We start from the raw sequence: 23,782 nt of genomic DNA on the forward strand, positions 1-23,782 counted from the left end.
GAGGTGATGATATCATCATGTCCATGCGCACGTTGATCGATATCCCGGAGGATAATATCCGCCGGCTGGATGCGATGGCCGCCACCAGAGGCTGGTCGCGGGCCGAAGCCGTGCGCCGAGCCGTGGCTGAGATGCTGGAACGCGATGACCAGGCCGACAAGGCTTCGATCATGGCGGTGTTCGGCGCCTGGAAGGATCGCGGCATCGACGGACTGGCTTTTCAACAGGCGTTGCGGGCCGAATGGGACCGGCCATGGGACCAGCGAGCCGACAGCGCGGACCAAGACATCAAGGCGTGACGCCGCCCTTTTCTGCCTGCTTCGACAGCAGCATCCTCATTGATTTTCTGAATGAAATCCCCGCTGCGGCGGAGTTGCTCACCAGTGTGAGGCTGCGCTTGATCTCAACCCTGACCCGCACGGAAGTATTGACCGGCGCGCGATCGGAACAGGAATGGCAGGATGCGCTCACGCTGCTTGACGGCTTCGTCACCATCGATGTGGAGCCGGCCATCGCCGACGCCGCCGCCCGGCTGCGCCAACAATATCGCCTGAAAACCCCTGATGCGATCATCGCGTCAACAGCGGCGGCGCAGGGCGTGCCGCTGTTGACGCGTGATGCGGCGCTGGCCGCGGTGCCGGGCGCCGTTCTGGCCTACGCTTAACGCGGCGGCTGCTGGCCCTGTACATCCTGCTGCGTCACCGGCGACAGGCGAATTTCGACGCGGCGGTTCAGGGCACGGCCGGCTTCGGTGTCGTTGCTGGCCAGCGGAAACTGCGCGCCGTAACCGCGCGTCACCATGCGCGCGCGCTGCACGCCCCGATATTGCAGATAATCCGCGACGGCATTGGCCCGGCGTTCAGAGAGCGGCTGATTGATCGCATCGCTGCCGGTCGAATCGGTGTGGCCGGTGACATCGATGAAGGTCGATTGATAGCTGGCCAGCGTCTGCGCCACCTGATCGAGCGCCGGGCGCATGTCGGGGCGCAGAATCGCCTGATTGGTATCGAAACTGATGCCCGATGGCAGCTTGATGGCAATTTCCTCGCCATCACGCGCCACTTCGATGCCGGTGCCGGCCGTGCGCTGGCGCAGCTCGCGCTCCTGCTTGTCCATGTAACTGCCGACCGCGCCGCCGGCGATGGCGCCCAGGCCGGCACCGATCAGCACTTCGGCCCGATTGTTGCGCCCGCCCAGGATCGCGCCGAGCAAGGCCCCGGCGCCAGCACCTGCGGCAGCACCGCCGCCGCCGCGCGAAATGCGCTGCTGCCCGGTTTCCGGATCGGTGACACAGCCACCCAGCACCAACGCGCTGCTCAGTGCTGCGACAATCAGCGTGCGTTTCATCCTGTTTCTCCCGTTATGCCGAACGTCTTCGCGATGGTCTGGCTGGCCGCAAGCTGAACGGGCTTTGCAGCCTTGCGTTCCATCCCCTAAGGTAAACATCGAGCGGGCAGCCTGGCCCCGCGTTGCAAACACGGAGCCCATGGGCCCCTTCCCCTGGCTGGACGCCGCCATCATTGCCGGCCTGATCCTGCTCAATGGTTTCTTCGCCATGTCGGAGCTGGCCATCGTGTCGGCACGGCGGCCGCGGCTGCGGGCCATGCAGGCGCAAGGCGTGGCCGGGGCCGGCACCGCCATTGCACTGGCCGAGGATAGCAGCCGCTTCCTGTCGGGCGTGCAGATCGGCATCACGCTGGTGGGCATCATCAACGGCGCCTATTCCGGGGCGACGCTGGCGCAGCCGGTGGGCGAACGGCTGGCGTGGCTGTTCGGCCTGCCGGCGCACTCGGCCGAAGAACTGGGCTTTGGCGTGGTGATCGTGACCGCCACCTATTTGTCGCTGATCGCCGGCGAACTGGTGCCCAAGCAGTTCGCGCTGCGATCACCGGAAACCATCGCCGCGATGGTGGCGCCGTTCATGGCGCAATTCGCGCGGGCGACGACGCCGTTCGTGTGGGTGCTCGATCAATCCAGCCAATTGATCTTCCGCCTGCTGCGCCAGAGTCGCGACAACACCCAGACCGTGACCGAAGAGGAATTGCGATCTGTCGTTGCCGACGCCACGTCGGCGGGCGTGATCGAGGCCGAGGAAAGCCAGATGATCGCCGGCATCATGCGGCTGGCCGACAGGCGGGTGCGCGGCGTGATGACTCCGCGCGGCGAGATCGACTGGATCGATGCCGACGCCGATGACGATGACGTGCGCGCGCAATTGGCCGCCACGCCGCACAGCCGGCTGCTGGTGGCGCATGGCGGCGTGGACGACATCATCGGCGTGCTGCAGGCCCGCGATGTGGTGCAGGCGCTGATCGAGGGGCGACCGCTCGATCTGGTGGCGCTGGCGCGGCCGGCACCGGTGCTGCCGGATGTGCTGGATGCCGTCGATGCGCTGGTGGCGCTGCGCGATGCCGAGATTCCGATGGCGCTGGTGCACGATGAATATGGCCATTTCGAAGGCATCGTCACCCCGTCTGACCTGCTGGCGGCGATTGCCGGTGCGTTCCGCAGCGACATCGACGACATCAACGATCCGCCAGCGGTGGAACGCGACGATGGCAGTTGGTTGATATCGGGCGCGCTGCCCGCCGATGAACTGGCCGACACGCTGGGACTGTTGTTGCCCGACGAGCGCGATTACGAAACCGCGGCGGGCCTGGCGCTGGAACGATTGCGCCATCTGCCCGAAACCGGCGAGAAATTCCGCATCAGTGGCTGGCAGTTCGAGATCATCGACATGGACGGCCGCAAGATCGACAAATTGCTGGCCAGCCGGGTGACCGAGGGATCATTGGCCCCGTAAGGCGCCGGGATCAGCCCTGCTGCTTTTCGGTGCCGGCATAGGGCGGTACCGACGGCGCGACCGCATCGAACTTCACCCATAGCGCCACGCCTGCCGCCAGGCTGACCGCGATGGCCGCAGACATCAGCGCCGGGCGGCGCGGGCCGGTCGGCACCAACGGCGCGATCAGCGCCAGCACGGGCATCAGCAGCACGACCGTGCCGTAAGGGGTTGGCCCGCCGATGCCCAAGAAGGTGAAGTGGAACAATTCGCCGGCCATGGCGAGGCCGGGCACGGCGAGCACCGCTGCAGGGGCCAGTTGCGTCAATCCCGGCCCCAAGCGCGCGCCGATGGCAAGGCCCAGCGCCGCCAGCAGCGCCGGCCAGGCAAACACCGGCCCGGCGCCGGGCAGGACGAGTTGCACAGCCAGCGCTGCGGCGAAGCACAGCATGGCCCAGCCCAGCCAGCGATCCCAAAGCGTGCCGACCCCGGCCGATGCCGCGAACAGCAGCGCCGCAAACGCCGCCAGCAAAGCGACGGCCTCCAGCCGGGGCAGCGCCGCCAGCCGGTCATAATATTCGGCGCCGGCGCTGCCCGACAGCAGGTTGAGCCCGAACATCAGCAACCCGGCGATCAGCAGCACCAGCACAGCCTGCCCAATCGCCAGCGCCGCATCCGCGATGCGCCATTCGGCCTTGCGCCAGCCCGCCGCCAGCACCAGCAGCCCGGCGGTGACAGCCAACAAGCCCCAGCCCATGGCCGCCGAATAAACGATGATGCCAAAGCCGGGCGCCGAGGCGAACACCGCATTCTCGGTTGCGGCGGGCAGTTCCGGCGCGGCCAGCAAGGCGCGGGTGACGCCCAGCACGCTGTCCCCCAGATGCTGGATCGCACCCTGTTCCAGCCGGTCCGGCGTCATCAACGGGCTGTGATAGCCCCAGGCATCGCCCAAGAAGGCAAAGTTCAGCCCCATGATGCCGCGCAGTTTCACCGGCGTGAAATCGGTGTTGTTGGGCAGGCTTTCATAGATGGTGACAGCCAGGCTGCTGGCCGAAGCACCCGGCGCGTTCGCCGCGAACATCCGCATCAGATCGCCGTTGTTCGGCCCGGTCTGGAACATCATGGACCGGCCACCGCCGCCACGCGATTCGAGGTTGATCAGCACGCCGATGCGGCCCGCGATCGGATCACCGGCGCTACCCGGCGCAAAAATGGCGCGGGCCCCGACCAGGCCAAGCTCTTCAGCATCGGTGAAGATCAGCACCAGATCGCGTTTCTGCTGCGCCTTGGGAATGGCGCGGGCGATTTCCAAGGCGGCCGAAACGCCGGTGATGTCGTCCGCCGCGCCTGGCGAAGCCCACACCGAATCATGATGGGCGAGCAGCGCCACCGCCGGGCTGGCCGGGTCAGTGCCGGGGCGCAGCGCGATCAGGCTGATGGCGGGCTTTGTTGGGTCACCGCCCCATTTCGCCAGCCGTTTGGCCGGCCGTTCGGGCAGAGGGGTGACCCCGCGGCGCACCTGGAAGCCCAGTTCGGCCAGCCGGCGTTCGAGGTGCGCAACCACCGCGTCGCTGGCCGGCGTGCCGGTGGGGTGCGGTTCACGCGCCAGCACACGCACGTCAGCCATGGCCCGCCCGGCGCTGAACTGCCCGGGCGGCGCATCGGCATCCAGCGGTGCCGGCACCTGGATGCGCAGCGCCGCCCAGGCAAGGCCGGCAAGGAGAGTGAGGAGGAAGAGCGGCCAACGGTTCATGGCGGCCACGGTGGCCTGCACGGCGTCCGCCTGCAAGCCCCCCCAGGCAAATGCCCTGTCCTACACGGACAAGGCCTGTCATGATGGTGTCGTTCGATAATCCATCCGGCGGCAAATACACTGGATTTTCGAATAGACTGTATTTTCAGCGCCTTTTCACGCCGGATTCGTCAAACCTGTCAAAACCGAAGGCCGGACAAGGCACGGCCGGCGCTCTTTGAAAATCAGTTTGCCCCGATCTTCTGCGCCTGATCCCAGGCCAGATCGGCCAGCGCCTCAAAGCCCTCGGCGGATTTCTTGGCATGGGCCGATGTGGCCGTGCCGCGGATCACCCGGCCCTTGATGCCGTGGATGATCCCGGCCAGCCTGAACATGTTGTAGGCGACATAGAAATCAATGTCGGGAATCCCGTCGCGCCCGGTGCGCCGGCAATAGGCGTCGACATATTCGGCCTCGGTCGGCAAGCCCATCGCGGCCAGATCATTGCCCACCAGCCCAGTCGTTGTGGACGGCGGCATGCGATACATCATCAGGTGATAGGAAAAATCGGCCAGCGGATGGCCGAGCGTCGACAATTCCCAATCCAGCACGGCCAGCACCTTGGGTTCGGTGGGGTGGAAGATCATGTTGTCACAGCGATAATCGCCATGGACGATGCTCACCTCATCGCCGGCGGGGATGTTGGCGGGCAGCCATTCGACGAGCTTGTCCATCGCCGGATAGCGGCCGGCATCGGTATCTTCGAGATATTGTTTCGACCAGCGGCCGATCTGGCGGGCGAAATAATTGCCGGGCTTGCCGAAATCGCCGAGGCCGGCCGCCACCGGATCGATCATGTGCAATTCGGCCATCGTCTGGTTCATGGCATCGAAATAGGCGCGGCGCTCTGGGATGGGCACCGACGGGAAGGTCGTGTCCCAGATCACCCGGCCATCGACACAATCCATGATGTAGAACCAGGTGCCGATCACGTCATTGTCCTGGCACAGGCCGAAGGTCCGGGCGGCCGGAAAGCCCTGCGCGTGCAGCGCGGTGATCACCTTGTATTCACGGTCGACCGCATGCGCCGAGGGCAGCAACTGGCCCGGCGGCTTGCGGCGCAGCACATAATTCTGCCCCGGCGTGATCAGCTTGTAGGTGGGATTGGACTGGCCGCCCTTGAACTGTTCGATGGTCAGCGGCCCGGCAAAGCCTTCGACGTTGGCCTGCATCCACGCCGTCAAACGGTCAGCGTCAATCTCCTGGCCGGCGCGCACCGCACTGGTGCCGGAAAACTGCTCTTGCCGATCGCTCATGGCCCATTCTCCTTGAGGCGACGCCTCCCTGCTGGCGGAGGCGCGTCAATCGGGCCTGCCGATATCCCGCCGGTATTGGCCGCCGTCCCACTTGATCTTGCGAATAGCGGCATATGCCAGCGCCCGCGCCTCGGAAATGTCATGGCCCAGTGCCGTCACATTCAGCACGCGCCCGCCAGCGGCCAGCAACTGGCCCGCAGCATCGCGGCGGGTGCCGGCATGGAACACCGTAACGCCCAGCGCTTCGGCCGCTGCAATGCCGTCGATCACCGTGCCGGCCAGCGGCAGCCACGGATAGCCCTTGGCCGCCATGACGATGGTGATCGCGGCCTCGGCACCAAAACGCGGGCGCACGCTGGCCAGCGTGCCGGTGGCGGCCGCCCACAGCAGATCGACAGCATCGGATTCCAGCCGCATCATCAGCACCTGCGCCTCAGGATCGCCCAGCCGCACATTATATTCGATCAGCATCGGGCCGTCGGCCGTCAGCATCAGGCCGGCATAGAGAAAGCCCTGAAACGGCGTGCCGCGATCCCGCATGGCTTTCAGCGTCGGCAGCACGATCCGATCCATCGCTTGGCTGAGCAGTGCCGGGGTCAGAAGCGGGGACGGCGAAACCGCGCCCATGCCGCCGGTGTTGGGGCCGGTGTCGCCATCCTGCAGGCGCTTGTGATCCTGCGCCGTGGGCAGCACGCACACATGGTCTCCATCCGTCAGGATGAACAGACTGGCTTCCGGGCCTTCCAGGCATTGTTCGACGACCACCGGGCCATGGATTTCAGCGAGTGCTGCCAGGCCTACCTCGTTGGTTTCCGCCACCGTCACGCCCTTGCCGCCGGCCAGGCCATCGGCCTTCACCACCACCGGCAACGGGTGCACCGCGACATAATGATGGGCATCGGCGGCGCTGGCGAAGCGGCGGAAGCGCGCGGTGGGGATCTGGTGTTCGGCGCACAGATCCTTGGTGAATCCCTTGGAGGCTTCCAGTTCGGCTGCCGCTGCTGAAGGCCCGACCACCGGCACACCGGCCCGGCGCAGCGCATCGGCGACCCCGGCGACCAGCGGCGCTTCCGGCCCGATCACCACCAGGCCGATGCCGTGCGCCGCCACGAAGGCCGTGACCGCCGCCGGATCGGTGATCGCCAGCGCCGCACATTCGGCCACATCGGCGATGCCGGCATTGCCGGGCGCGCAGACCAGCCGGCCACAGCGCGGCGATTGGCGCAGCCGCCAGCACAGCGCATGCTCCCGCCCGCCGCCGCCCAGCACAAGAATATCAAGAGATTCGGGGGCTGCGCTCATGCCCCTGCCATATCATGCCAAAATGTCGCGGCAAGGCGCTTTGCCGGTTTGGCGGGGCGGTTTATGGAAGCGGGGTGAATGATCAGCCCGCCAGCAACCTGCCCGAATACAGCGTGTCCGAAATTGCCGGGGCGCTGAAGCGCACGGTAGAGACCGCCTTTGGCCAGGTGCGGGTGCGCGGCGAGCTTTCGCAATTCCGCCGCCAATCCAGCGGGCACTGGTATGGCAGCCTGAAAGATGAGCGCGCGCTGATCGACCTTGCCATGTGGAAAGGCACGGCAGCGGGGCTGAGCTTTCGGCCCGAAGACGGGCTGGAGGTGGTGATCACCGGCAAGCTGACCACCTATCCCGGTCGATCGAAATATCAGCTGATTGTCGAGCGCATGGAGCCCGCCGGGGTGGGCGCGCTGCTCGCCCAGATCGAGGCGCGGCGGCTGAAATTGCAAGCCGAAGGCCTGTTCGATCCGGCGCGCAAGCAGATCCTGCCCTCGCTGCCGCGGGTGATCGGTGTGGTCACCAGCCCGACCGGTGCGGTGATCCGCGACATCTTGCACCGGATTTCGGATCGCTTCCCGGCGCATGTGCTGGTGTGGCCGGTGGCGGTGCAGGGCGAGGCATCGGCCGCACAGGTCGCTGCCGCCATTGCCGGGTTCAACGCCATCCCCGTCGGCGGCCCGGTGCCACGGCCTGATCTGATCATCGTGGCGCGCGGTGGCGGCTCCATCGAGGATCTGGCGGCGTTCAACGAGGAAATCGTCGTGCGGGCCGCGGCCGCCAGCCGCGTGCCCCTGATCAGCGCGGTCGGCCACGAGACCGATACCACCCTGATCGATTATGCATCGGATTGGCGCGCGCCCACCCCCACCGCCGCCGCCGAACGCGCCGTGCCGGTGCGGGCCGAACTGGCGGCCAACCTGACCATGCTGGCCGGTCGCATGGATGCAGGCCTGCTGCGCGCCCTGGCCTTGCGCCAGGAGCGCACGCTGGCGCTGGCGCGCCGGCTGCCGCAGCCGCGCAATCTGATCGGGCTGGCGGCGCAGCGTGTCGATGATCTGGCCGAACGCCTGCCCAAGGCGCTCGACGCGCGCGCTGGCGGCTTTGCGCTGCGGTTGGAACGCGCCGGTGGCCGGCTGCGGCCCGCGCTGCTGACGACACGGGTGGAGCGCGATGGCCAGCGGCTGGCGGCGCAGACGGCGCGGCTGGCACCGGCACTGGCACGCCCGCTGGCCAGCGACGCCCAGAAACTGGCGCGCACCGGCGCCGGCCTGCGGCCGTTCCTTCTCATCACGCGGCTGGCCCGCGCCGATGCCCGCCTGAACGAGGCCGCGCGCCTGCTGGCCAGCCTGGGGCCGGATCAGGTGCTGGCGCGCGGCTATGCCATCGTGCGCGGGCCCGATGGCCATGTCGTGGCCAGCGCCGCGGCGGCGGCAGCACAGCAGAACTTGACGATCCGCTTTGCCGATGGCGAAACACCGGTCTTCACGAAACTGCCATCTGCGCAGGGGAGTTTGTTCTGATGCTCGATCGTTTCGGCCGCGCCGCGCGGCTCCATTACGAAAGCGGCAGCTATCGCATCCTGGAATCCGGCGATCATGTGTTCTGCGCCGTCACCAACCAGCGCATCCCGCTCGCCGCGCTGCGCTATTGGAGCCACGAATTGCAGGAAGCCTATTTCAACGCCGAAATCGCCAGCAACCGCTATGCCGAGCAGCGGGCAAAAGGCATGTTCCAGCCTTGATGCGCATCTTCGCCGTGCCGCTGCTGCTGGGCGCGGCAGCCATCACCGGGGCGGCATCGCCGCTGCCGCTGGTGATGGGCGAGCCGTTGACGGCCGTGCAGGGCCAGTTGCTGATTGCCCGCCTGCCCGCCGGCAGCCACGCCCTGCGGGTGAATGGCCAGCCGCTGCATATCGAGCGTGACGGCCACTATATGTTGGGCGTCGACCGCGATTTTGCCGGCAGCCAGCAACTGGAATGGGTGACGCCCGACGGCCGCAGCGCGCGCCGCCAGATCGTGGTGACAGCGCACGCCTGGGAGATCGACCGGCTGCCGGCGCGGTTGATGCCGCCTGCCGATCCGAATGCTCCGCGCAATCTGGAATGGGAAGCCAAGCGCGAGGCCGAGGTGGCGCAGGTGCGCGGCGCACGCGTCGAGATCAGCCCGCTGCCGTTCTGGCGCGCACCGTTCCAGTGGCCTGCCACCGGGCGCATCTCCACGCATTTCGGTGCGCAGCGTGTCTATGGCGAGGTGCCGGCGAGCTATCACAGCGGCATGGACATTGCCGCGCCCAGCGGCACGCCGATCCGCGCGCCGATCCCCGGCATCGTACGGCTGGCGGCCGGGCCGTTCAGCCTGGAAGGCAATATCGTCATCCTCGATCATGGCCGCGGCCTGCATTCGGCCATGCTCCACATGTCGCGCATCGACGTGAAGGCCGGCGATATCGTTTCACAGGGCCAGATCATCGGCGCCATCGGCACGACCGGGCGCTCGACGGGGCCGCATTTGCACTGGGGCATGACCTGGAATGGCGTGCGGGTTGATCCCGAAGCCTTGCTGCCCGCCATGCCGAAGGACCAGCCCGCATGACCGACGCTGCCACCGGCATCAGCGACGACGCCGAACTGCCAGCGCTGTTGGCGATCAATCCGGCGCTGGATCGCGCGGCCATCCGCGCCGCGCTTGCGGAAAACCGGTTTGTGCAGATCGAGGATTTCCTGGAGGCCAGCGCCGCCGACGCGCTGTGGCAGGTGCTGCGCCAGCACACGCCGTTTGGTCTGGCCTGGGCCGGCGACGGTCAGCCGCACGGCCAGCACGTGCGGCCCGAACAGATGCGCACGCTCAGCCCGCAGCAGAAAGCCGCGATGGGCAATGCCGCCGCCAGCGCCGCCGCCGCCGGGCGCTTTGCCTTCCTCTATGGCCAATATCCGCTGGTCGAATCCTACAAGCAGAACTGGCACCCCGGCCACCCGCTGTATCAGTTGCTGGAGGAGATGAATTCGGCGCCGGCACTGGATTTTGCCCGCGACGTATCGGGCCATGCCGACATCATCAAGGTCGATGCGCAGGCAACGCTGTATGCCGGCGGCCATTTCCTCACCGATCACGACGATCTGGTCGAGGTGGAAGGGCGGCGGTTGGCCTATGTGCTCAACCTGGCCAGGGATTGGAAGCCGGATTGGGGCGGCTATCTCAATGTCATGGACGCCAGCGGCAACATCGTCGCCGGCTTCATGCCGCGCTTCAACACGATGAACCTGTTTCTGGTGCCGCTGCGCCACAATGTCAGCCACGTGCCGCCGTTCGCGCCGGCCGGGCGTTATGCCATCACCGGCTGGTTCCGCAACAAATGAGGCTGGAACTGCGCGACGGCATCGATGTGGCCGGGGCGGCGGCCGCCTATGCGCGGGATGGCCATGTGCGGGTGCAGCCCTTCCTGACCGAAGCGGCGGCGATCGCAGCCCTCGCCGAAATGAAGCGCCGCGAGGATTGGGTGCAGGTGGTGAACAGCGGCGACAAGGTGTTCGAGCTGTCGCGCGCCACCCGCGCGGCCATGAACGCGGCGCAGCGCGATGGGCTGGAGCAGGCGGTGCTGGCCGGGGCGCGAACCGGGTTTCAATATCGCTATGAAGCGCTGCGCCTGCCCGATGGCGATGCGCCGCTTGCCGCTGGCGATGGCGGTATCGCCGCCTGGCCAGCGTTTCTGTCAGGCGGCGTGGTGCGCGATCTGTTGCGGGCGATCACCGGCGTCGACGATATCAGCTTCGCCGATGGCCAGGCCACCGCTTATGCCCCCGGCGATTTCCTCACCGGGCACGACGATGCGGTGCCGGGCAAGCACCGCCGCGCCGCCTATGTGTTCAGCCTCAACCCGGTGTGGCGGGTGGAATGGGGCGGGCTGCTGTTGTTCCATGATGGTGATGCCCGCGTGCGCGGCGTGGCACCGGCCTTCAACAGCCTGGATCTCTTTGCCGTCCCGCAGATGCACAGCGTGTCGATGGTGACGGGATCGGTGCCGAATCGCCGCTATTCGATCACCGGCTGGCTGCGGGCCAAACCCTGAGTCACTCGTTCAGGCGGCGCACCCGCACGGCGATCTGGCCATCGATATTGGCCAGGAACGTGCCGACCGCGGCGCGGCGGATGCGGATCTGCATGCCGGCGCGCGGATCACGCGGGATCTGGCGGCCATCGGTCTGCACCCACACGCTGTCATCATCCAGCACGAAGCGCCAGTTGCGCCCAGCGCCGGGGCGGGCGGCTTTCAGGGTCGCCTCGATCTCTTTCAATGCGCCGAGTTCGTCGGTCTGGTCCTTGCTGTCCTTGCTGTCCGCGTCGTCCTTGCCGTTGCCGAACAGGTTGAAGCTGGGCAGGGCGATGCCGAACAGGCTGCGGCGCGCCTTGGTGACCGCGGCGCGATCGGCGACCACCACGTCCCGCTTCTCCACGGCATCGGCCAGCGCCGTCACACCGGCATCCAGGCAGGCCAATCGCTGCGCCGTGTCGGTGATGGCACGGCATTCCAGCAACTTCTGCACCACGGCCGGTGGCGGTGCGACTGGCTTGTCGGCGGCCATGGCAGATGGTGCGGCCAGGCCGAACGCGACGGTAATGGCGATCCTGTTGCGTGTCAGGCGCATGGCCGATCCTTCCCGCTAAACTGTCCCGCGGTTGTTACGCCAGTTCTGGGCCGACGCCAATCGGCTTGCAGGCGGCGGGCGGTCAGGCCATGACAGGGCGCGTGGGGCGAATGGAAACAAGGGGTGGTGTGATGAAATCTGCAGTCTATGGCCTGCTGCTGGTGATGGCCGGCAGCGCAGTGGCGCAAATGCCGGTTGCCACGCCGACGATGCAGGATGACATGACCCCGGGCTTTGTCGCCACGACGCCCGCCGCCGATTATATCCGGCGCGAAGTGATGATCCCGATGCGCGACGGGGTGAAACTGTTCACCGTGGTGGTGATGAAGAAGGGCACGCAGAACGGACCGATCCTGCTGACCCGCACGCCCTACAACGCAGGGCGCACCACGGCGCGCAACCCCAGCCAGCAGATCAACGAGATCCTGCCGATCAGCGACGGCGAGCTGGTGCGCGATGGCTATATCCGCGTCTATCAGGACGTGCGCGGCATCCACAAATCGGGAGGCGATTATGTGCTGACCCGGCCCTTGCGCGGCCCGCTCAATCGCACCGCCACCGATCACAGCACCGATGCGTATGACACGATCGACTGGCTGGTGAAGAATGTGCCGGAAACCAACGGCCGCGTCGCCATCACCGGATCATCCTACCCCGGCTTCACCGCGCTGATGGCGCTGGTCGATCCGCATCCGGCGCTGAAGGCCAGCGTGCCGATGTCCCCCATGGTCGATGGCTGGATGGGTGATGACTGGTTCCACAACGGCGCCTTCCGCCAGACGATGCTGGATTATTTCACCGCGCAGACCGTGGCCAAGGGCAGCGGCGATTCCGTCGCCATGGGCCGGCGCGATTATTATGCCGAGTTTCTGAGCGCAGGTTCGGCCGGCGGTTATGCGAAGAAATACGGCCTCGATACCCTGCCCCCCGTGCGCAAGATCATGGAGCACCCGGCCTATGACGCCTGGTGGCAGGGCCAGGCGCTGGACCGCATCCTGGGTGCCCGCCCGCTGACGGTGCCGACCATGCTGGTGGTCGGGCAATGGGATCAGGAAGACAGCTATGGCGCGCCGGCCGTCTATCGCGCGCTGGAGCCCAAGGACACGGGCAACAAATTGCTGTCGATCGTCATCGGGCCGTGGCGGCACAGCGGCGTCAACTATGACGGGTCGGCGTTGGGTGTGCTGAAGTTTGCCGGCGACACCGGGTTGCAGTTCCGCCGCGATGTGATGAAGCCGTTTCTGGATTCGCATCTGAAAACCGGCGCACCGGCCAATGATACGCCGCCGGTGCTCACCTATGCCGTGGGCGCCGACCGTTGGGAGCGGCACGATCGCTTCCCGGCCGGGGAGACAGTCAACCTCTATCTCGGTGACCGGTTCAGCCTGTCGCTGGATGCGCCGGTTCAGGGCCAGGCGCATGATGATTATGTCTCCGATCCCGCCCACCCGGTGCCGTTCGTGCCGGTGCCGGTGAACGTGCGCGACCGCGCCACGTGGACGAGCTGGCTGGTCAGCGACCAGCGCCACGCCGCCGCACGGCCCGATGTCGTCACCTATGTCTCGGCACCGCTGAAGGCCGCCTTGCAGATCCATGGCCAACCGGAGGCCAACCTGTTTGCCAGCACCAGCGGCACCGACAGCGACTGGGTGGTCAAGCTGATCGATGTGTTCCCGGAGGAAAACAGCGCCCAGCCCGATCTGGCCGGACTCCAGCTCGGCATCGGCATGGAGATTTTCCGCGGCCGTTATGTGACCGGTTTCGACACGCCGGCCCCGCTGACGCCGGGCAAGGCGGAGCGCTATCGCTTTCTGCTGCCCGGGGTGAACCATGTCATCCCGGCCGGACACCGCCTGATGGTGCAGGTGCAATCGAGCTGGTTCCCGCTCTATGATCGCAACCCGCAGACGTTTGTGCCCAACATCTTCCATGCCAAGGCCGCCGATTATCAAAAGGCCACGCAGGGCGTGTGGCGCGATGGCCCGCGGCCCAGCCACATCGCCATTCCGGTGGTGGGCGGCGCGGCCGCAGCGCGGGCCGCCCTGAACAACTGACATTCCAGAATTGAATTTCCACAAGGGGGACAGACAGATGCTGACGGCCTTTCCACTCACCACCCTGGCGCTGATTGCGGCGCTGTTCGTCTATGCCGGACTTGGCATCGTCGTGGGCGGCGCGCGTGCCAAATATGGCGTTCCGGCCCCGCAACCAACCGGCCATCCGGAATTCGACAAGCGCAACCGCGTCCATATCAACACGCTGGAACAATTGGCCCTGCTGGTGCCGGCGGTGATCGTCGGTGCGCCGGTCCTGGGCGATCTGATCGCCGGCGGCCTTACCGCTACCTGGTGCCTGGGCCGCGTGATCTATGCCCGCGCCTATTACGCGGACCCGGCCAAACGCGGGCCAGGTTTTGGCCTCACCTTCTTCCCGACGCTGATCATGCTGGTGGCCGGGTTGTGGGGCGGCGTTTCGGCGCTGATCTGATCACTTAAAAAGGAGGGCTGGCGCTGCCTGGCCAATGCGCTCACCCTGCGCAAAACAGCCTTGGGGAGAGACGATATGAGCGCATTGACCGGCCGGGTGGCCTTTGTGACCGGCGGCGCCAGCGGCATCGGGCGGGCCAGTGCCATCGCCCTGGCCGCCGAAGGCGCGATCGTCTTCGTCACCGATATCGATGCGCCGGGCGGCCGCGAGACGGTGGCGATGATCGAGGCGGCCGGCGGCCAGGCGACGTTCCGCGGCCAGGATGTGGTGGAGGAAGACCGCTGGGCCGAACTGGTGGCGCGGGTGATGGACCTGTATGGCCGGCTCGACATCCTGGTGAACAATGCCGGCATCGGCACATCGGGCCTGATCACCGATGTGACGCTGGCGCAGTGGAACCGGCAGATGGACATCAATGTCACCAGCTGTTTCCTGGGCATCAAGCATGCGCTGCCGGCGATGCGCAGCCCGCGGCCCGACGGACATGTCGGCGGCTCGATCATCAACATTTCCTCGGTCGCCGGGCTGGGCGGTTCCGCCGGCATGTCGGCCTATTGCGCCAGCAAGGGCGCGGTGCGCCTGCTTTCCAAGGCGGTGGCGATGGAGTGCGCGGCGATGCGCGACGGCATCCGCTGCAACAGTGTGCACCCCGGCATCATCGACACGCCGATCTGGCAAAAGCTCGACACGTCGGGCGCACTGGCGGAGTCCGTATCGCCTGGCGCAAATGCCCTGGACGTCGATCAGATCGGCGCTGGTGCCCCGGTTGGCCACGCTGGCCAGCCGCAGGATATCGCCGCCGGCGTGGTGTTCCTGGCCAGCGACGCCAGCCGTTACATGACCGGGTCCGAACTGGTCATCGATGGCGGCTGGACGGCGCACTGACGCCGTCACGGCGTGACGCGCAGCACCCTTCCCCCCGGCTTCTGATCAGCGCCTTCGTCAGTGGCGACCCACACGGCGCCATCGGGCGCCACGCGCACGTCGCGGACGCGCGCCTTGATCGACGGGAAGATGCGCGCCTGGCCCAGCACATTGCCGGCGGCATCCAGATCGATGCGCCGAACCTCCTGGTTGACCAGCGCGCCGATGATCAGATCGCCCTGCCAATCCGGCCACAGCGCGCCGCGGTACACCGCCAGACCGGATGGCGCGATCGACGGCACCCACACCACACGGCCATCGATCATGCCCTTGTAACGTTTGAACGGGCTGATCGTCGCGCCGCTGTAATCCAGGCCGAAGGTGGCGACCGGCCAGCCATAATTGCCACCCTTCTGGATCAGATTCAGCTCATCACCGCCGCGCGGGCCATGTTCATGCGCCCACAACCGGCCGCTGACCGAATCGACCGCCAGACCCTGCGGGTTGCGATGGCCATAGCTCCAGATGCTGGCCTGCGCTTGCCTGCGGCCGACAAACGGGTTGCTGGCCATCGGGCGACCATCGTCGGCCAGCCGGACGATCTTGCCCAGGCCCGATTGCAACCGCTGCGCCTGTTCACGATAATCAAAGCCATCGCCGGTGGTCATCACCAGGCTGCCATCGGGCAGAAAGGCCATGCGCCCGCCATAATGCACCGGCGTGTCTTTGCCGGGCGTGACCTGAAAGATCACGCGCGCATCGATCAGCCGGCCATCCTGCAACCGGGCGCGGGTGATCCGCGTGAAGTTATTGTCTTTGTTCCCAGTGGCATAGGACAGATAGAGCAAATGATTTTCGGCAAAGCGCGGGTGCAGCACGACGTCGAAAAGCCCGCCCTGGCTGTTGTGATAAGCAGCCGGCACACCGGCGATCACGCGCGGCGCCTGGCCAGGCACCACCTGCAAAAGGCGTCCGCCGCGCTCGGTGACCAGCACGCCTGTCAGCCCGGACGCCGCCGGCGGAAAGGCCATGCTCCATGGATGATCAAGCCCCCGCGCGATCTCCGTCACGCGCTCCGCCCGGCCGGCAGCCGGCGCAAGCAGCATATTTATTAACACTAATTTTACGAAAATCTTCATTTTTGGCCGTCGGACCCTTTCCATACGTCGCTAACATGGGCTAGCTTGGTATGGCTACCTTGGTATCGCTTCCTCGGTATGGACGAAGGTGAACTGGCATGGCTTGGGCCAAAGATGTGGTGCGCACGGGACCCGCCTGGGCTGCCGCCGTGGTTGCGACAACGGCAATGGCCAGCATCATCCAGAGCTGGCAGGTGCAATCCGGCCTGATCGATCTGGGTGTGGCCATCCCCGACGATCTGGCAATGGAAACCGCCTTGCGCGATTTTACCGGGCTGGCGTTGCCGGTGCTGGCCGTGTTCGGCATCGCACTGGCTTTGGCCTTTGCCCTGGCCGGCTGGGCAAAGCCGAAGCTGCCGATGCTGGCCCCGATTGCCTGGCCCCTGGCCGGGGCTGCCGCGATCGGTACGACCCTTGGCTTCATGCACGCGCAATTCCAGACGACGCCGCTCGCCGGGGCGCGCGGCTGGGATGGCTTCATCCTGTTCTGCGCGGCGGGCGCCATCGGCGGCGGCATCTTTGCCTGGCTGAAACCGAGCTCGACCTGATCGCTAAAGATTCCGGCGCGCCTATACTTGTGTTGCCGTAAAGCCACACCATATCCCGTGTGAGCAGGAGACACGGGCCATGAACATCGAGAAATTCAGTGATCGCGCCAAGGGCTTCCTGCAGTCTGCCCAAACGGTGGCGATCCGGAACAATCATCAACGCGTCGCCCCCGAACATGTGTTGAAGGCACTGCTGGAAGATGATCAGGGCCTGTGCAGTGGACTGATCAAGGCGGCCGGCGGCGTGCCGGCCACCGCCATGCAGCTTACCGACCAGGCACTGGCAAAGATCGCCCAAGTCTCTGGCAGCGGCGCACAGTCCCTGAGCTGGGACACCGATACGGTGCGCCTGCTCGACAGCGCCGAACAGATTGCCGCCAAGGCCAGCGACAGCTTCGTCACCGTGGAACGCCTGTTGGTGGCGCTGGCGCTGGCCACCACCACCGAAGCCGGCAAGGCCCTGAAAGCTGCCGGCGTCACCGCGCAGGCCTTGAACGAAGCCATCACCAGCATCCGCAAGGGCCGCACCGCCGACAGTGCCGGCGCCGAGGACAGTTTCGACGCGCTGAAGAAATATGCGCGCGACCTGACCGAGGCGGCGCGGGCCGGCAAGCTCGATCCGGTGATCGGCCGCGACGAGGAGATCCGCCGGACCATCCAGGTGCTGGCCCGCCGCACCAAGAACAACCCGGTGCTGATCGGTGAACCCGGCGTCGGCAAGACGGCCATTGCCGAAGGCCTGGCGCTGCGCATCGCCAACGGCGACGTGCCCGATGGCCTGAAAGACAAGCGCCTGATGGCGCTCGACATGGGCGCACTGATCGCCGGGGCCAAATATCGCGGCGAGTTCGAGGAACGGCTGAAGGGCGTGCTGGATGAAGTGCGCGCAGAAGGCAGCGATGTCGTGCTGTTCATCGATGAAATGCACACGCTGGTCGGCGCCGGCAAGGGCGAGGGCGCCATGGACGCCTCCAACCTGCTCAAGCCCGCCCTGGCGCGCGGCGAACTTCACTGCATCGGCGCCACCACGCTGGATGAATATCGCAAATATGTGGAGAAGGATGCGGCGCTGGAGCGGCGGTTCCAGCCGGTGATGGTGGGTGAACCGACGGTGGAAGACACCATCTCCATCCTGCGCGGCCTGAAGGAAAAATACGAGCTGCATCATGGGGTTCGCATCACCGATGGCGCGCTGGTTGCCGCGGCGACCCTGTCCAACCGCTACATTGCCGATCGCTTCCTGCCCGACAAGGCGATCGATCTGATGGACGAGGCCGCATCGCGCCTGCGCATGGAGGTGGAAAGCAAGCCTGAAGAGATCGAGGCGCTCGACCGTCGCATCATCCAGTTGAAGATCGAAGCCGCCGCGCTGGCCCGCGAAACCGATGCCGCGTCAAAGGAGCGGCTGGTGACGCTGAACGGCGAACTGGCCGGGCTGGAGGAGGAATCTGGCATCCTGACCCGGCGTTGGCAGGCCGAAAAGGAGAAATTGGCCGGTGCCACGCGCATCAAGGAGCAATTGGACGCCGCCCGCCTGGAGGTCGAACAGGCCCAGCGCGCCGGCGATTATGCCAAGGCTGGCGAACTGACCTACAGCCGGATTCCCGACCTGGAGCGCCAGTTGGCCGAAGCGGATGCCGGCGCCGCCACGGCCATGGTGCGCGAGGAAGTGACCAGCGACGATATCGCCGGCGTCGTCAGCCGCTGGACCGGCATTCCGGTTGATCGCATGCTGGAGGGCGAGCGGGACAAGCTGCTGAAGATGGAGAGCATATTGTCTGGCCAGGTGATCGGCCAGGCCGCCGCAGTGAAGGCCGTATCCAGCGCCGTGCGCCGCGCGCGCGCCGGCTTGCAGGATCCCAATCGGCCGCTCGGCAGCTTTCTGTTCCTTGGCCCTACCGGCGTCGGCAAGACCGAGTTGACCAAGGCGCTGGCACAATTCCTGTTCGATGATCCGCGCGCCATGGTGCGGCTGGACATGAGCGAGTTCATGGAAAAGCACAGCGTCGCCCGGCTGATCGGCGCGCCTCCCGGCTATGTCGGCTATGAGGAAGGCGGGGTACTGACCGAAGCCGTGCGGCGCCGGCCCTATCAGGTCGTGCTGTTCGACGAGGTCGAAAAAGCCCATGGCGACGTGTTCAACATCCTGTTGCAGGTGCTGGACGATGGCCGGCTGACCGATGGCCAGGGCCGCACGGTCGATTTCACCAACACGCTGATCATCCTGACATCCAATCTGGGCTCGCAATATATCGCCGCGCTGCCCGACGGCGCGCCGGTGGGCGATGCCGAAGCCGCGGTGATGGAAGTGGTGCGCGGACATTTCCGCCCGGAATTCCTCAACCGGCTCGATGAAATCGTGCTGTTCCAGCGTCTTGGCCAGGACGCGATGGGGCCGATCGTCGATATCCAGGTGCTGCGCGTGCAGGCGCTGCTGAAGGATCGCAAGATCACCCTGAATCTCACCGACGCCGCGCGGCGCTGGCTGGCGCGGGTCGGCTATGATCCGGTTTATGGTGCGCGGCCGCTCAAGCGCAGCGTGCAGAAGCATTTGCAGGACCCGCTCGCCGAACTGATCCTGCAAGGCGCGGTGCCCGATGGCAGCACGGTGCAGGTGGACGAAGGCGACGGCAAGCTGGCGTTGATGCCGGCTTAAAAGCCTGCCACCAATTGCAGCATCGCCTGCCGACCGACCGGTGCAACGCCGGCGTCTGCAGCGTTGCTGATGCTGGCGACAAGTCGCACCTTGTCCGTGACGTGCCGTTCAAGGCTGGCATCGATGGCACTGCGCGCGGGTTCACCGGCCAGGCTGGAGCGGTGGCGCCAACCGGTGCTGATCACCCATGGGCCGTGCTCCACACCAACGCGCAGCAGGGACTGGAAACGCGCCACCGGCAACGGTGTGAAGCGGGCCTGGCGGTGCTGCGTGGCCATGACGTTGACCAGCAGGTTCGTTGATCCGGCGATGCTGTGCCGCAGGGACAACGCGACATCCACGGCCTGCACCCGCGCTGGCCCGGCGGTCTGGCTGCGCCAATCCACCGCCAGCGCCACGCCGGGCAGGAACACCGGCACCGCCACCAGACCGATGCTGCGGCCAATCCCCCCGTGCGTAGCCAGATCATCGATGCCGCGCGCCACCTGCGCGCGGATCGCCAGGCCCGGGAAGAACTCCCAACGCGCCCGCGCCTTCCATAACGGTTCTGATCGCCCGGCGATCCAGGCTTGCCGCCAGCCCAGTTCCAGCGCCAGATTCTCGGCGGCCGGGCGATCCTGCAACAGCGGCACATAGGCTTCGGCAAACAATTCGCGCGACCACACGCGCTCCGCACCCAACCGCAGGCGCCGCAGCTCGCCGCCCATGGCCACGCTGACCGGATCGACCGCGCCGGGAAGGGTCAGACCCGTGGCCCTGTTCACGTCGACCGCAGAGACGAGTTGGCGACTGCTGGCCGTTGCCTGATGATGACCACCGGTCGCGACGGCGACGTGCCAGTTCCACTGGCCGCCGCCCCGCAGTTGCAAGGCCAGATCATGATAGTCGGCCCGCTCGCCGCCCTCGCGCCGGCTGGCCAGCAGCGCACGGCCCGACACGGTTGCACCCCCCAGATCCTGGGCAAAGCGACCGCCCAGATGCCAGCGCCCCTGTCCGGTGGCTGCCAGTCCGACCGGCGTGGCCAGCGCGCCACCTTGCATAAAGCCGCCACCAATCCAGCCAAATTCATCGCCTGCCCGCACATCGATACCACCGATGCCCCGGCCCGACTGCGCGCCGCCCAATGCCCATATACGGCTGTCGCTGCCCACTTGTGCCAGCGACAGGTTCAGCGCGCCGGCGATGCTGCCCGCCCCCTGGGCAAGACCCACTGGCCCGGCAGACAGTTCCGCATTCGTCAGCCAGGCCAGCGGCAGCATCGACAGATCGACCTTGCCATCGGCGGCCGGCGTCAGACGCAGGCTGTCCAGCAGCACGATGGTGCCCGGCAGGCCCGAAAGCGACACGCCACGCCCGGCTGGGGTGAGCAGGCTCCAATCTGCCAGAGCCTCGCCGGCCAGGGTCGCGCCGCGCTGGCGCAGGCGATCTTCCCCCAACACATGTTCGGTCACCATGGCCGGCCGTTGCGGTGCGTCTGGGGGCAGGTCGATGGCCATGCCCCTTTCTACCGGCTGGACAGGCAAAGGCCAGCCGGCCAATGATTTGGGTGTGGATATCAACGCCCTGTTTGCGCGGGCCGAGCGCGCCTTTGCTGCCGGAAGCCATGCGGCAGCACGGGCCGATCTGGCGCAGGTGCTGCGGCTGGCGGGGCCGCAGCCGGCGGTGCTGCATCTGGCGGCGTTGAATGAGGCGCGCGCCGGTGATGTGGCCGCGGCGCGCACGGCGTTTGCCCGGGCAATGCAAGCGGCGCCGAATGATGCGCAAGTCGCGAATAACTATGCAAATTTCCTGAAGCAACAGGGGGATGCCGAAGCTGCGCTGGCCTATTATGGGGCTGCATTGCGGGCCGCGCCGGGGCTGCATCAGGCGCGGCTCAATCGCGCCATTCTGCTGAACAGCCTGGCGCGCCATGGCGAGGCGCGCAACGATGTGGATGCGTTGCTGGCGGTGCGCCCCGATGATCCGGCGGTGCGCCAGACCAGCGGCGCCATTCATCTGGCGATGGACATGCTGGAGGCGGCGGCTGCCGATTTCGATGCCGTTCTGGCGGTGAAATCGCAGGATCTGAAAGCCTTGCATGGCCGGGCGCGGGTGGCGATGATCGCTGGCGAGGATGTATTGGCCATCCGTCTCTATCGCGCGGCACTGCGCCAGGCGCCGGGCGATGCCGAACTGGCGCTGGGCCTGGCAGAGGCGCTGGAAGCCGCCGGCGAGGATGGCGCAATTGCTGTTCTGGAACAGGCCGTTGCGCGCGATCCAGGCTGGACGGTCGGGCAGGATGCGCTGGCCCGGATGCGGGCGGAGGCAGGCGCGGGTGACGCCTTTGATGCCAGCTATCGGCGCGCCGTGGCCACGCGTCCGCAGGATCAGCCGCTGGCGCTTGCACATGTTGCCTGCCTGGTCATGGCGGACCGCTGGCAGGCCGGGCTGCATGCGCTCGATGCTGTTGTGGGACGCCATGGACGCAGTGAAATCAGCGACTTGTATGAGGCAATGCTGGCCACCAATATCGGTGATGTCGAGCGGGCACAGGCGGCACTGGCGCGGATCGGCACGGTGCCAGCGGCAACATTGACGCGGGCGCGGCTGGCCCTGCGCGTGGGCGACCCCGCGCAGGCTGCGGCGGTGCTGGAGCCATTGGCGCGGGCTGATCTGGGTGCCGTCAATCTATGGGCGCATCTGGATCTGGCATGGCGGCTGCTGGGCGATGCGCGGCATGATTGGCTATCGGGGCAGCCGGGCTTGGTTGCGGCGCAACAGATTGATTATACAGAGGATTGGCAACAGCTTGGCGATGTATTGCGCGGGTTGCATCGTGCCCGCGCGCACCCCATCGGGCAGAGTGTGCGCGGTGGGACCCAGACCAGGGGACGGCTGTTCGGCCGGCCGGAGCCGGCGATCCGGGCGCTGGAAGCGGCCATAAGGGCGGCCGTGCAACGCCATGTTGAGGGGCTTCCGGCCGCCGATCCGGGCCATCCCTTGCTCCGCGATATGGGCAAGCGTCCCGTATTTTCAGGGAGTTGGTCGGTAAGACTGGTGGGCGGCGGTTTTCATGTCGCGCATATCCACCCCGAAGGGCGGCTGTCGTCTGCCTGCTATATCGCGCTGCCTGACGGCATCGATGCGCCGGAACAGCCGGGCTGGCTGGAAATTGGGGGACCACCGGCCGAACTGGACCTGAATCTGAAGCCGTTGCACCTGATCCGGCCAGAGCCGGGACGGCTGGCGCTGTTCCCATCCACACTGTTCCACGGCACCCGGCCGTTCCCAGCCGGGGAACGGATGACGGTGGCGTTCGACGTGATGCTGGCATGAGTGCCGAATGGAGCCGGTACTGGGCGCGGGAAACCAGCGGCGCTTGCCTGCCCGGTGCGCCACCGGCGGTACAGAATGCGCTGATTGGCACCTGGAAACGCGGTTTCGGCGACCTTTCCAGCGGTGTTCGCGTGCTGGATGTCGCATCCGGCGGCGGTTCGGTGCTGAAAATCCTGTTGGAGACCGTGAAGGATGCTGTTGGAATCGGCATCGACGCGGCAGCGGTGGGGCCGGCTGCGGTGGCACTGGGCGTGCGCGGCGGCATTGATGCCCATGCGCTGACTTTTGGCGATGCCAGCTTCGATATGGTCACCAGCCAGTTCGGGTTGGAATATTGCGGCCGCGCGGCCTGGGCCGAGGCGGCCCGGGTGCTGTCGCCCGGCGGGCACATGTTGCTGATCTGCCACCATCAGGCCAGCGCGGCCGTGCTGCACAACGGCCGGCGATTGGCGGCGATGCGGGCGCTGGACGATGCCGGGCTGTTTGGGCTGGCCGCAGGGTTGGCGGCAGGGCGTGGCGAAGATCCGGCGGTGATGGCGAAGGTGCTGGCAGCACGGGAGGCGCATGCAGCGCAATCGGTGGTGGTGGAACTGCCGGCGGCCCTGGGCCAGTGGGCGCGGGCCGGGCGCCGCGATGCGGTGGCGGCGATCAGGGCTGAGGCCGAAGCCGAGATGGCACGGCTGGCGGCGATGCAATCGGCGGCGCTGGATGGCGCGGCGATTGCCGAGCGCGCGGTGTGGCTGGGGCTGCTGACACAGATTGACGTTTTGGTCGGGCCGGATGGGCCCATCGCTTGGGTGCTATCGGGAACAAAGGCATAGGGCGAACGTCGGTTTGAGTGAACCGATCGGGCTGGCTTGGTTCCCGTCTGGGATAGCCTGAGCGGATTATCCTTTCTCAATGTGCGTGCATTGCCCGGCGTCGCAGCGACCGCGAGAGGGAGGCAAAGAAAAAGGGCGGCGAGTTGCCTCGCCGCCCTTTTCATTTTGCCGTCTGGCTTG

The 23,782-nt window shown here is 66.7% G+C and carries 22 protein-coding genes; 15 read left to right on the forward strand and 7 right to left on the reverse strand.

The window, feature by feature from the left end; all coding sequences use genetic code 11:
* Positions 1 to 23: 23 nt before the first annotated feature.
* Positions 24 to 299 carry a CopG family ribbon-helix-helix protein gene (locus ABWP22_RS13950; protein ID WP_353200590.1) on the forward strand — a complete coding sequence of 92 codons (276 nt, stop codon included), beginning with the start codon at positions 24 to 26 and terminating at the stop codon, positions 297 to 299.
* Positions 254 to 664, forward strand: coding sequence for a PIN domain-containing protein (locus ABWP22_RS13955; RefSeq protein WP_353200591.1), 411 nt, complete (start codon positions 254 to 256; stop codon positions 662 to 664). The genes ABWP22_RS13950 and ABWP22_RS13955 overlap by 46 nt, the downstream gene beginning before the upstream one ends.
* On the opposite strand, the gene ABWP22_RS13960 is transcribed toward ABWP22_RS13955, so the two are convergent.
* On the reverse strand, positions 661 to 1,347 hold the full coding sequence (locus ABWP22_RS13960) for a YiaD family glycine zipper/OmpA-like lipoprotein (protein ID WP_353200592.1): 687 nt from the start codon (positions 1,345 to 1,347) through the stop codon (positions 661 to 663). The two genes, ABWP22_RS13955 and ABWP22_RS13960, sit on opposite strands and share 4 nt — an antisense overlap.
* Before the next feature lie 139 nt (positions 1,348 to 1,486).
* On the opposite strand from ABWP22_RS13960, the gene ABWP22_RS13965 reads away from it, so the two are divergent.
* Complete coding sequence (locus ABWP22_RS13965) at positions 1,487 to 2,803, forward strand: hemolysin family protein (RefSeq protein WP_353200593.1); 1,317 nt, start codon at positions 1,487 to 1,489, stop codon at positions 2,801 to 2,803.
* Between the two features lie 10 nt (positions 2,804 to 2,813).
* Here the strand turns inward: ABWP22_RS13965 and ABWP22_RS13970 are convergent, their stop codons facing one another.
* The 3 genes from ABWP22_RS13970 to purD form a co-directional block, all read right to left on the reverse strand.
* Complete coding sequence (locus ABWP22_RS13970) at positions 2,814 to 4,535, reverse strand: M20/M25/M40 family metallo-hydrolase (protein WP_353200594.1); 1,722 nt, start codon at positions 4,533 to 4,535, stop codon at positions 2,814 to 2,816.
* A 224-nt stretch (positions 4,536 to 4,759) separates the two neighbouring features.
* Entirely contained in the window at positions 4,760 to 5,830 is a 1,071-nt protein-coding gene (locus ABWP22_RS13975; RefSeq protein WP_353200595.1) for a phosphotransferase family protein, read from the reverse strand.
* Between the two features lie 45 nt (positions 5,831 to 5,875).
* Positions 5,876 to 7,132: a phosphoribosylamine--glycine ligase gene (purD, locus tag ABWP22_RS13980; protein ID WP_353200596.1), complete on the reverse strand. Its 1,257-nt coding sequence runs from the start codon at positions 7,130 to 7,132 to the stop codon at positions 5,876 to 5,878.
* Between the two features lie 74 nt (positions 7,133 to 7,206).
* Between purD and xseA the strand changes: the two genes are divergently transcribed.
* Genes xseA through ABWP22_RS14005 form a run of 5 tightly spaced genes read left to right on the forward strand, consistent with a single transcriptional unit; the run spans position 7,207 to position 11,195 of the window.
* A complete protein-coding gene (gene xseA, locus ABWP22_RS13985) occupies positions 7,207 to 8,649 on the forward strand; it encodes an exodeoxyribonuclease VII large subunit (RefSeq protein ID WP_353200597.1) in 1,443 nt (480 codons plus the stop codon).
* Positions 8,649 to 8,870: a DUF2093 domain-containing protein gene (locus tag ABWP22_RS13990; protein ID WP_353200598.1), complete on the forward strand. Its 222-nt coding sequence runs from the start codon at positions 8,649 to 8,651 to the stop codon at positions 8,868 to 8,870. The genes xseA and ABWP22_RS13990 overlap by 1 nt, the downstream gene beginning before the upstream one ends.
* Positions 8,870 to 9,721: a M23 family metallopeptidase gene (locus ABWP22_RS13995; protein ID WP_353200599.1), complete on the forward strand. Its 852-nt coding sequence runs from the start codon at positions 8,870 to 8,872 to the stop codon at positions 9,719 to 9,721. The genes ABWP22_RS13990 and ABWP22_RS13995 overlap by 1 nt, the downstream gene beginning before the upstream one ends.
* Entirely contained in the window at positions 9,718 to 10,485 is a 768-nt protein-coding gene (locus tag ABWP22_RS14000; protein WP_353200600.1) for a 2OG-Fe(II) oxygenase, read from the forward strand. The genes ABWP22_RS13995 and ABWP22_RS14000 overlap by 4 nt, the downstream gene beginning before the upstream one ends.
* Positions 10,482 to 11,195 carry a 2OG-Fe(II) oxygenase gene (locus tag ABWP22_RS14005; RefSeq protein WP_353200601.1) on the forward strand — a complete coding sequence of 238 codons (714 nt, stop codon included), beginning with the start codon at positions 10,482 to 10,484 and terminating at the stop codon, positions 11,193 to 11,195. The genes ABWP22_RS14000 and ABWP22_RS14005 overlap by 4 nt, the downstream gene beginning before the upstream one ends.
* 1 nt (position 11,196) lies before the next feature.
* Here ABWP22_RS14005 and ABWP22_RS14010 read toward each other — a convergent pair whose 3' ends face one another.
* Positions 11,197 to 11,772: a hypothetical protein gene (locus tag ABWP22_RS14010; RefSeq protein ID WP_353200602.1), complete on the reverse strand. Its 576-nt coding sequence runs from the start codon at positions 11,770 to 11,772 to the stop codon at positions 11,197 to 11,199.
* Positions 11,773 to 11,903: 131 nt separating this feature from the next.
* On the opposite strand from ABWP22_RS14010, the gene ABWP22_RS14015 reads away from it, so the two are divergent.
* The 3 genes from ABWP22_RS14015 (at position 11,904) to ABWP22_RS14025 (ending at position 15,144) form a co-directional block, all read left to right on the forward strand.
* Complete coding sequence (locus ABWP22_RS14015; protein WP_502951132.1) at positions 11,904 to 13,826, forward strand: CocE/NonD family hydrolase; 1,923 nt, start codon at positions 11,904 to 11,906, stop codon at positions 13,824 to 13,826.
* 37 nt (positions 13,827 to 13,863) lie between these two features.
* Complete coding sequence (locus ABWP22_RS14020) at positions 13,864 to 14,259, forward strand: MAPEG family protein (protein ID WP_353200604.1); 396 nt, start codon at positions 13,864 to 13,866, stop codon at positions 14,257 to 14,259.
* A 75-nt stretch (positions 14,260 to 14,334) separates the two neighbouring features.
* Positions 14,335 to 15,144: an SDR family NAD(P)-dependent oxidoreductase gene (locus ABWP22_RS14025; RefSeq protein WP_353200605.1), complete on the forward strand. Its 810-nt coding sequence runs from the start codon at positions 14,335 to 14,337 to the stop codon at positions 15,142 to 15,144.
* A 5-nt stretch (positions 15,145 to 15,149) separates the two neighbouring features.
* Here the strand turns inward: ABWP22_RS14025 and ABWP22_RS14030 are convergent, their stop codons facing one another.
* Positions 15,150 to 16,193 carry a PQQ-dependent sugar dehydrogenase gene (locus ABWP22_RS14030; protein ID WP_353200606.1) on the reverse strand — a complete coding sequence of 348 codons (1,044 nt, stop codon included), beginning with the start codon at positions 16,191 to 16,193 and terminating at the stop codon, positions 15,150 to 15,152.
* 167 nt (positions 16,194 to 16,360) lie between these two features.
* Between ABWP22_RS14030 and ABWP22_RS14035 the strand changes: the two genes are divergently transcribed.
* Positions 16,361 to 16,810: a hypothetical protein gene (locus tag ABWP22_RS14035; protein WP_353200607.1), complete on the forward strand. Its 450-nt coding sequence runs from the start codon at positions 16,361 to 16,363 to the stop codon at positions 16,808 to 16,810.
* A gap of 79 nt (positions 16,811 to 16,889) precedes the next feature.
* On the forward strand, positions 16,890 to 19,466 hold the full coding sequence (gene clpB / locus ABWP22_RS14040; RefSeq protein ID WP_353200608.1) for an ATP-dependent chaperone ClpB: 2,577 nt from the start codon (positions 16,890 to 16,892) through the stop codon (positions 19,464 to 19,466).
* Here the strand turns inward: clpB and ABWP22_RS14045 are convergent.
* Positions 19,463 to 20,962, reverse strand: coding sequence for a TonB-dependent receptor (locus ABWP22_RS14045; protein WP_353200609.1), 1,500 nt, complete (start codon positions 20,960 to 20,962; stop codon positions 19,463 to 19,465). The genes clpB and ABWP22_RS14045 overlap by 4 nt on opposite strands.
* On the opposite strand from ABWP22_RS14045, the gene ABWP22_RS14050 reads away from it, so the two are divergent.
* Both ABWP22_RS14050 and ABWP22_RS14055 read left to right on the forward strand, forming a co-directional pair.
* A complete protein-coding gene (locus ABWP22_RS14050; RefSeq protein ID WP_353200610.1) occupies positions 20,955 to 22,781 on the forward strand; it encodes a 2OG-Fe(II) oxygenase family protein in 1,827 nt (608 codons plus the stop codon). The genes ABWP22_RS14045 and ABWP22_RS14050 overlap by 8 nt on opposite strands.
* Positions 22,778 to 23,602 carry a class I SAM-dependent methyltransferase gene (locus ABWP22_RS14055; RefSeq protein ID WP_353200611.1) on the forward strand — a complete coding sequence of 275 codons (825 nt, stop codon included), beginning with the start codon at positions 22,778 to 22,780 and terminating at the stop codon, positions 23,600 to 23,602. The genes ABWP22_RS14050 and ABWP22_RS14055 overlap by 4 nt, the downstream gene beginning before the upstream one ends.
* Positions 23,603 to 23,782 lie beyond the last annotated feature (180 nt).

The sequence above is a fragment of the Sandarakinorhabdus sp. genome, assembly GCF_040398665.1.
Classification (GTDB): domain Bacteria; phylum Pseudomonadota; class Alphaproteobacteria; order Sphingomonadales; family Sphingomonadaceae; genus Sandarakinorhabdus.

Bases quoted from the DNA above. Each gene is read 5' to 3' on its own strand.
- ABWP22_RS14035 (WP_353200607.1), top strand. From the start codon at position 16,361: ATGGCTTGGGCCAAAGATGTGGTGCGCACGGGACCCGCCTGGGCTGCC.
- ABWP22_RS13970 (WP_353200594.1), bottom strand. From the start codon at position 4,535: ATGAACCGTTGGCCGCTCTTCCTCCTCACTCTCCTTGCCGGCCTTGCC.
- ABWP22_RS14000 (WP_353200600.1), top strand. From the start codon at position 9,718: ATGACCGACGCTGCCACCGGCATCAGCGACGACGCCGAACTGCCAGCG.
- ABWP22_RS14020 (WP_353200604.1), top strand. From the start codon at position 13,864: ATGCTGACGGCCTTTCCACTCACCACCCTGGCGCTGATTGCGGCGCTG.
- purD (WP_353200596.1), bottom strand. From the start codon at position 7,132: ATGAGCGCAGCCCCCGAATCTCTTGATATTCTTGTGCTGGGCGGCGGC.
- ABWP22_RS14050 (WP_353200610.1), top strand. From the start codon at position 20,955: ATGGCCATGCCCCTTTCTACCGGCTGGACAGGCAAAGGCCAGCCGGCC.
- ABWP22_RS14005 (WP_353200601.1), top strand. From the start codon at position 10,482: ATGAGGCTGGAACTGCGCGACGGCATCGATGTGGCCGGGGCGGCGGCC.
- ABWP22_RS14055 (WP_353200611.1), top strand. From the start codon at position 22,778: ATGAGTGCCGAATGGAGCCGGTACTGGGCGCGGGAAACCAGCGGCGCT.
- ABWP22_RS13960 (WP_353200592.1), bottom strand. From the start codon at position 1,347: ATGAAACGCACGCTGATTGTCGCAGCACTGAGCAGCGCGTTGGTGCTG.
- ABWP22_RS14015 (WP_502951132.1), top strand. From the start codon at position 11,904: ATGAAATCTGCAGTCTATGGCCTGCTGCTGGTGATGGCCGGCAGCGCA.
- ABWP22_RS13995 (WP_353200599.1), top strand. From the start codon at position 8,870: ATGCGCATCTTCGCCGTGCCGCTGCTGCTGGGCGCGGCAGCCATCACC.
- ABWP22_RS13950 (WP_353200590.1), top strand. From the start codon at position 24: ATGCGCACGTTGATCGATATCCCGGAGGATAATATCCGCCGGCTGGAT.
- ABWP22_RS14010 (WP_353200602.1), bottom strand. From the start codon at position 11,772: ATGCGCCTGACACGCAACAGGATCGCCATTACCGTCGCGTTCGGCCTG.
- ABWP22_RS13990 (WP_353200598.1), top strand. From the start codon at position 8,649: ATGCTCGATCGTTTCGGCCGCGCCGCGCGGCTCCATTACGAAAGCGGC.
- ABWP22_RS13965 (WP_353200593.1), top strand. From the start codon at position 1,487: ATGGGCCCCTTCCCCTGGCTGGACGCCGCCATCATTGCCGGCCTGATC.
- ABWP22_RS14025 (WP_353200605.1), top strand. From the start codon at position 14,335: ATGAGCGCATTGACCGGCCGGGTGGCCTTTGTGACCGGCGGCGCCAGC.
- clpB (WP_353200608.1), top strand. From the start codon at position 16,890: ATGAACATCGAGAAATTCAGTGATCGCGCCAAGGGCTTCCTGCAGTCT.
- ABWP22_RS13975 (WP_353200595.1), bottom strand. From the start codon at position 5,830: ATGAGCGATCGGCAAGAGCAGTTTTCCGGCACCAGTGCGGTGCGCGCC.
- ABWP22_RS14045 (WP_353200609.1), bottom strand. From the start codon at position 20,962: ATGGCCATCGACCTGCCCCCAGACGCACCGCAACGGCCGGCCATGGTG.
- ABWP22_RS13955 (WP_353200591.1), top strand. From the start codon at position 254: ATGGGACCAGCGAGCCGACAGCGCGGACCAAGACATCAAGGCGTGACG.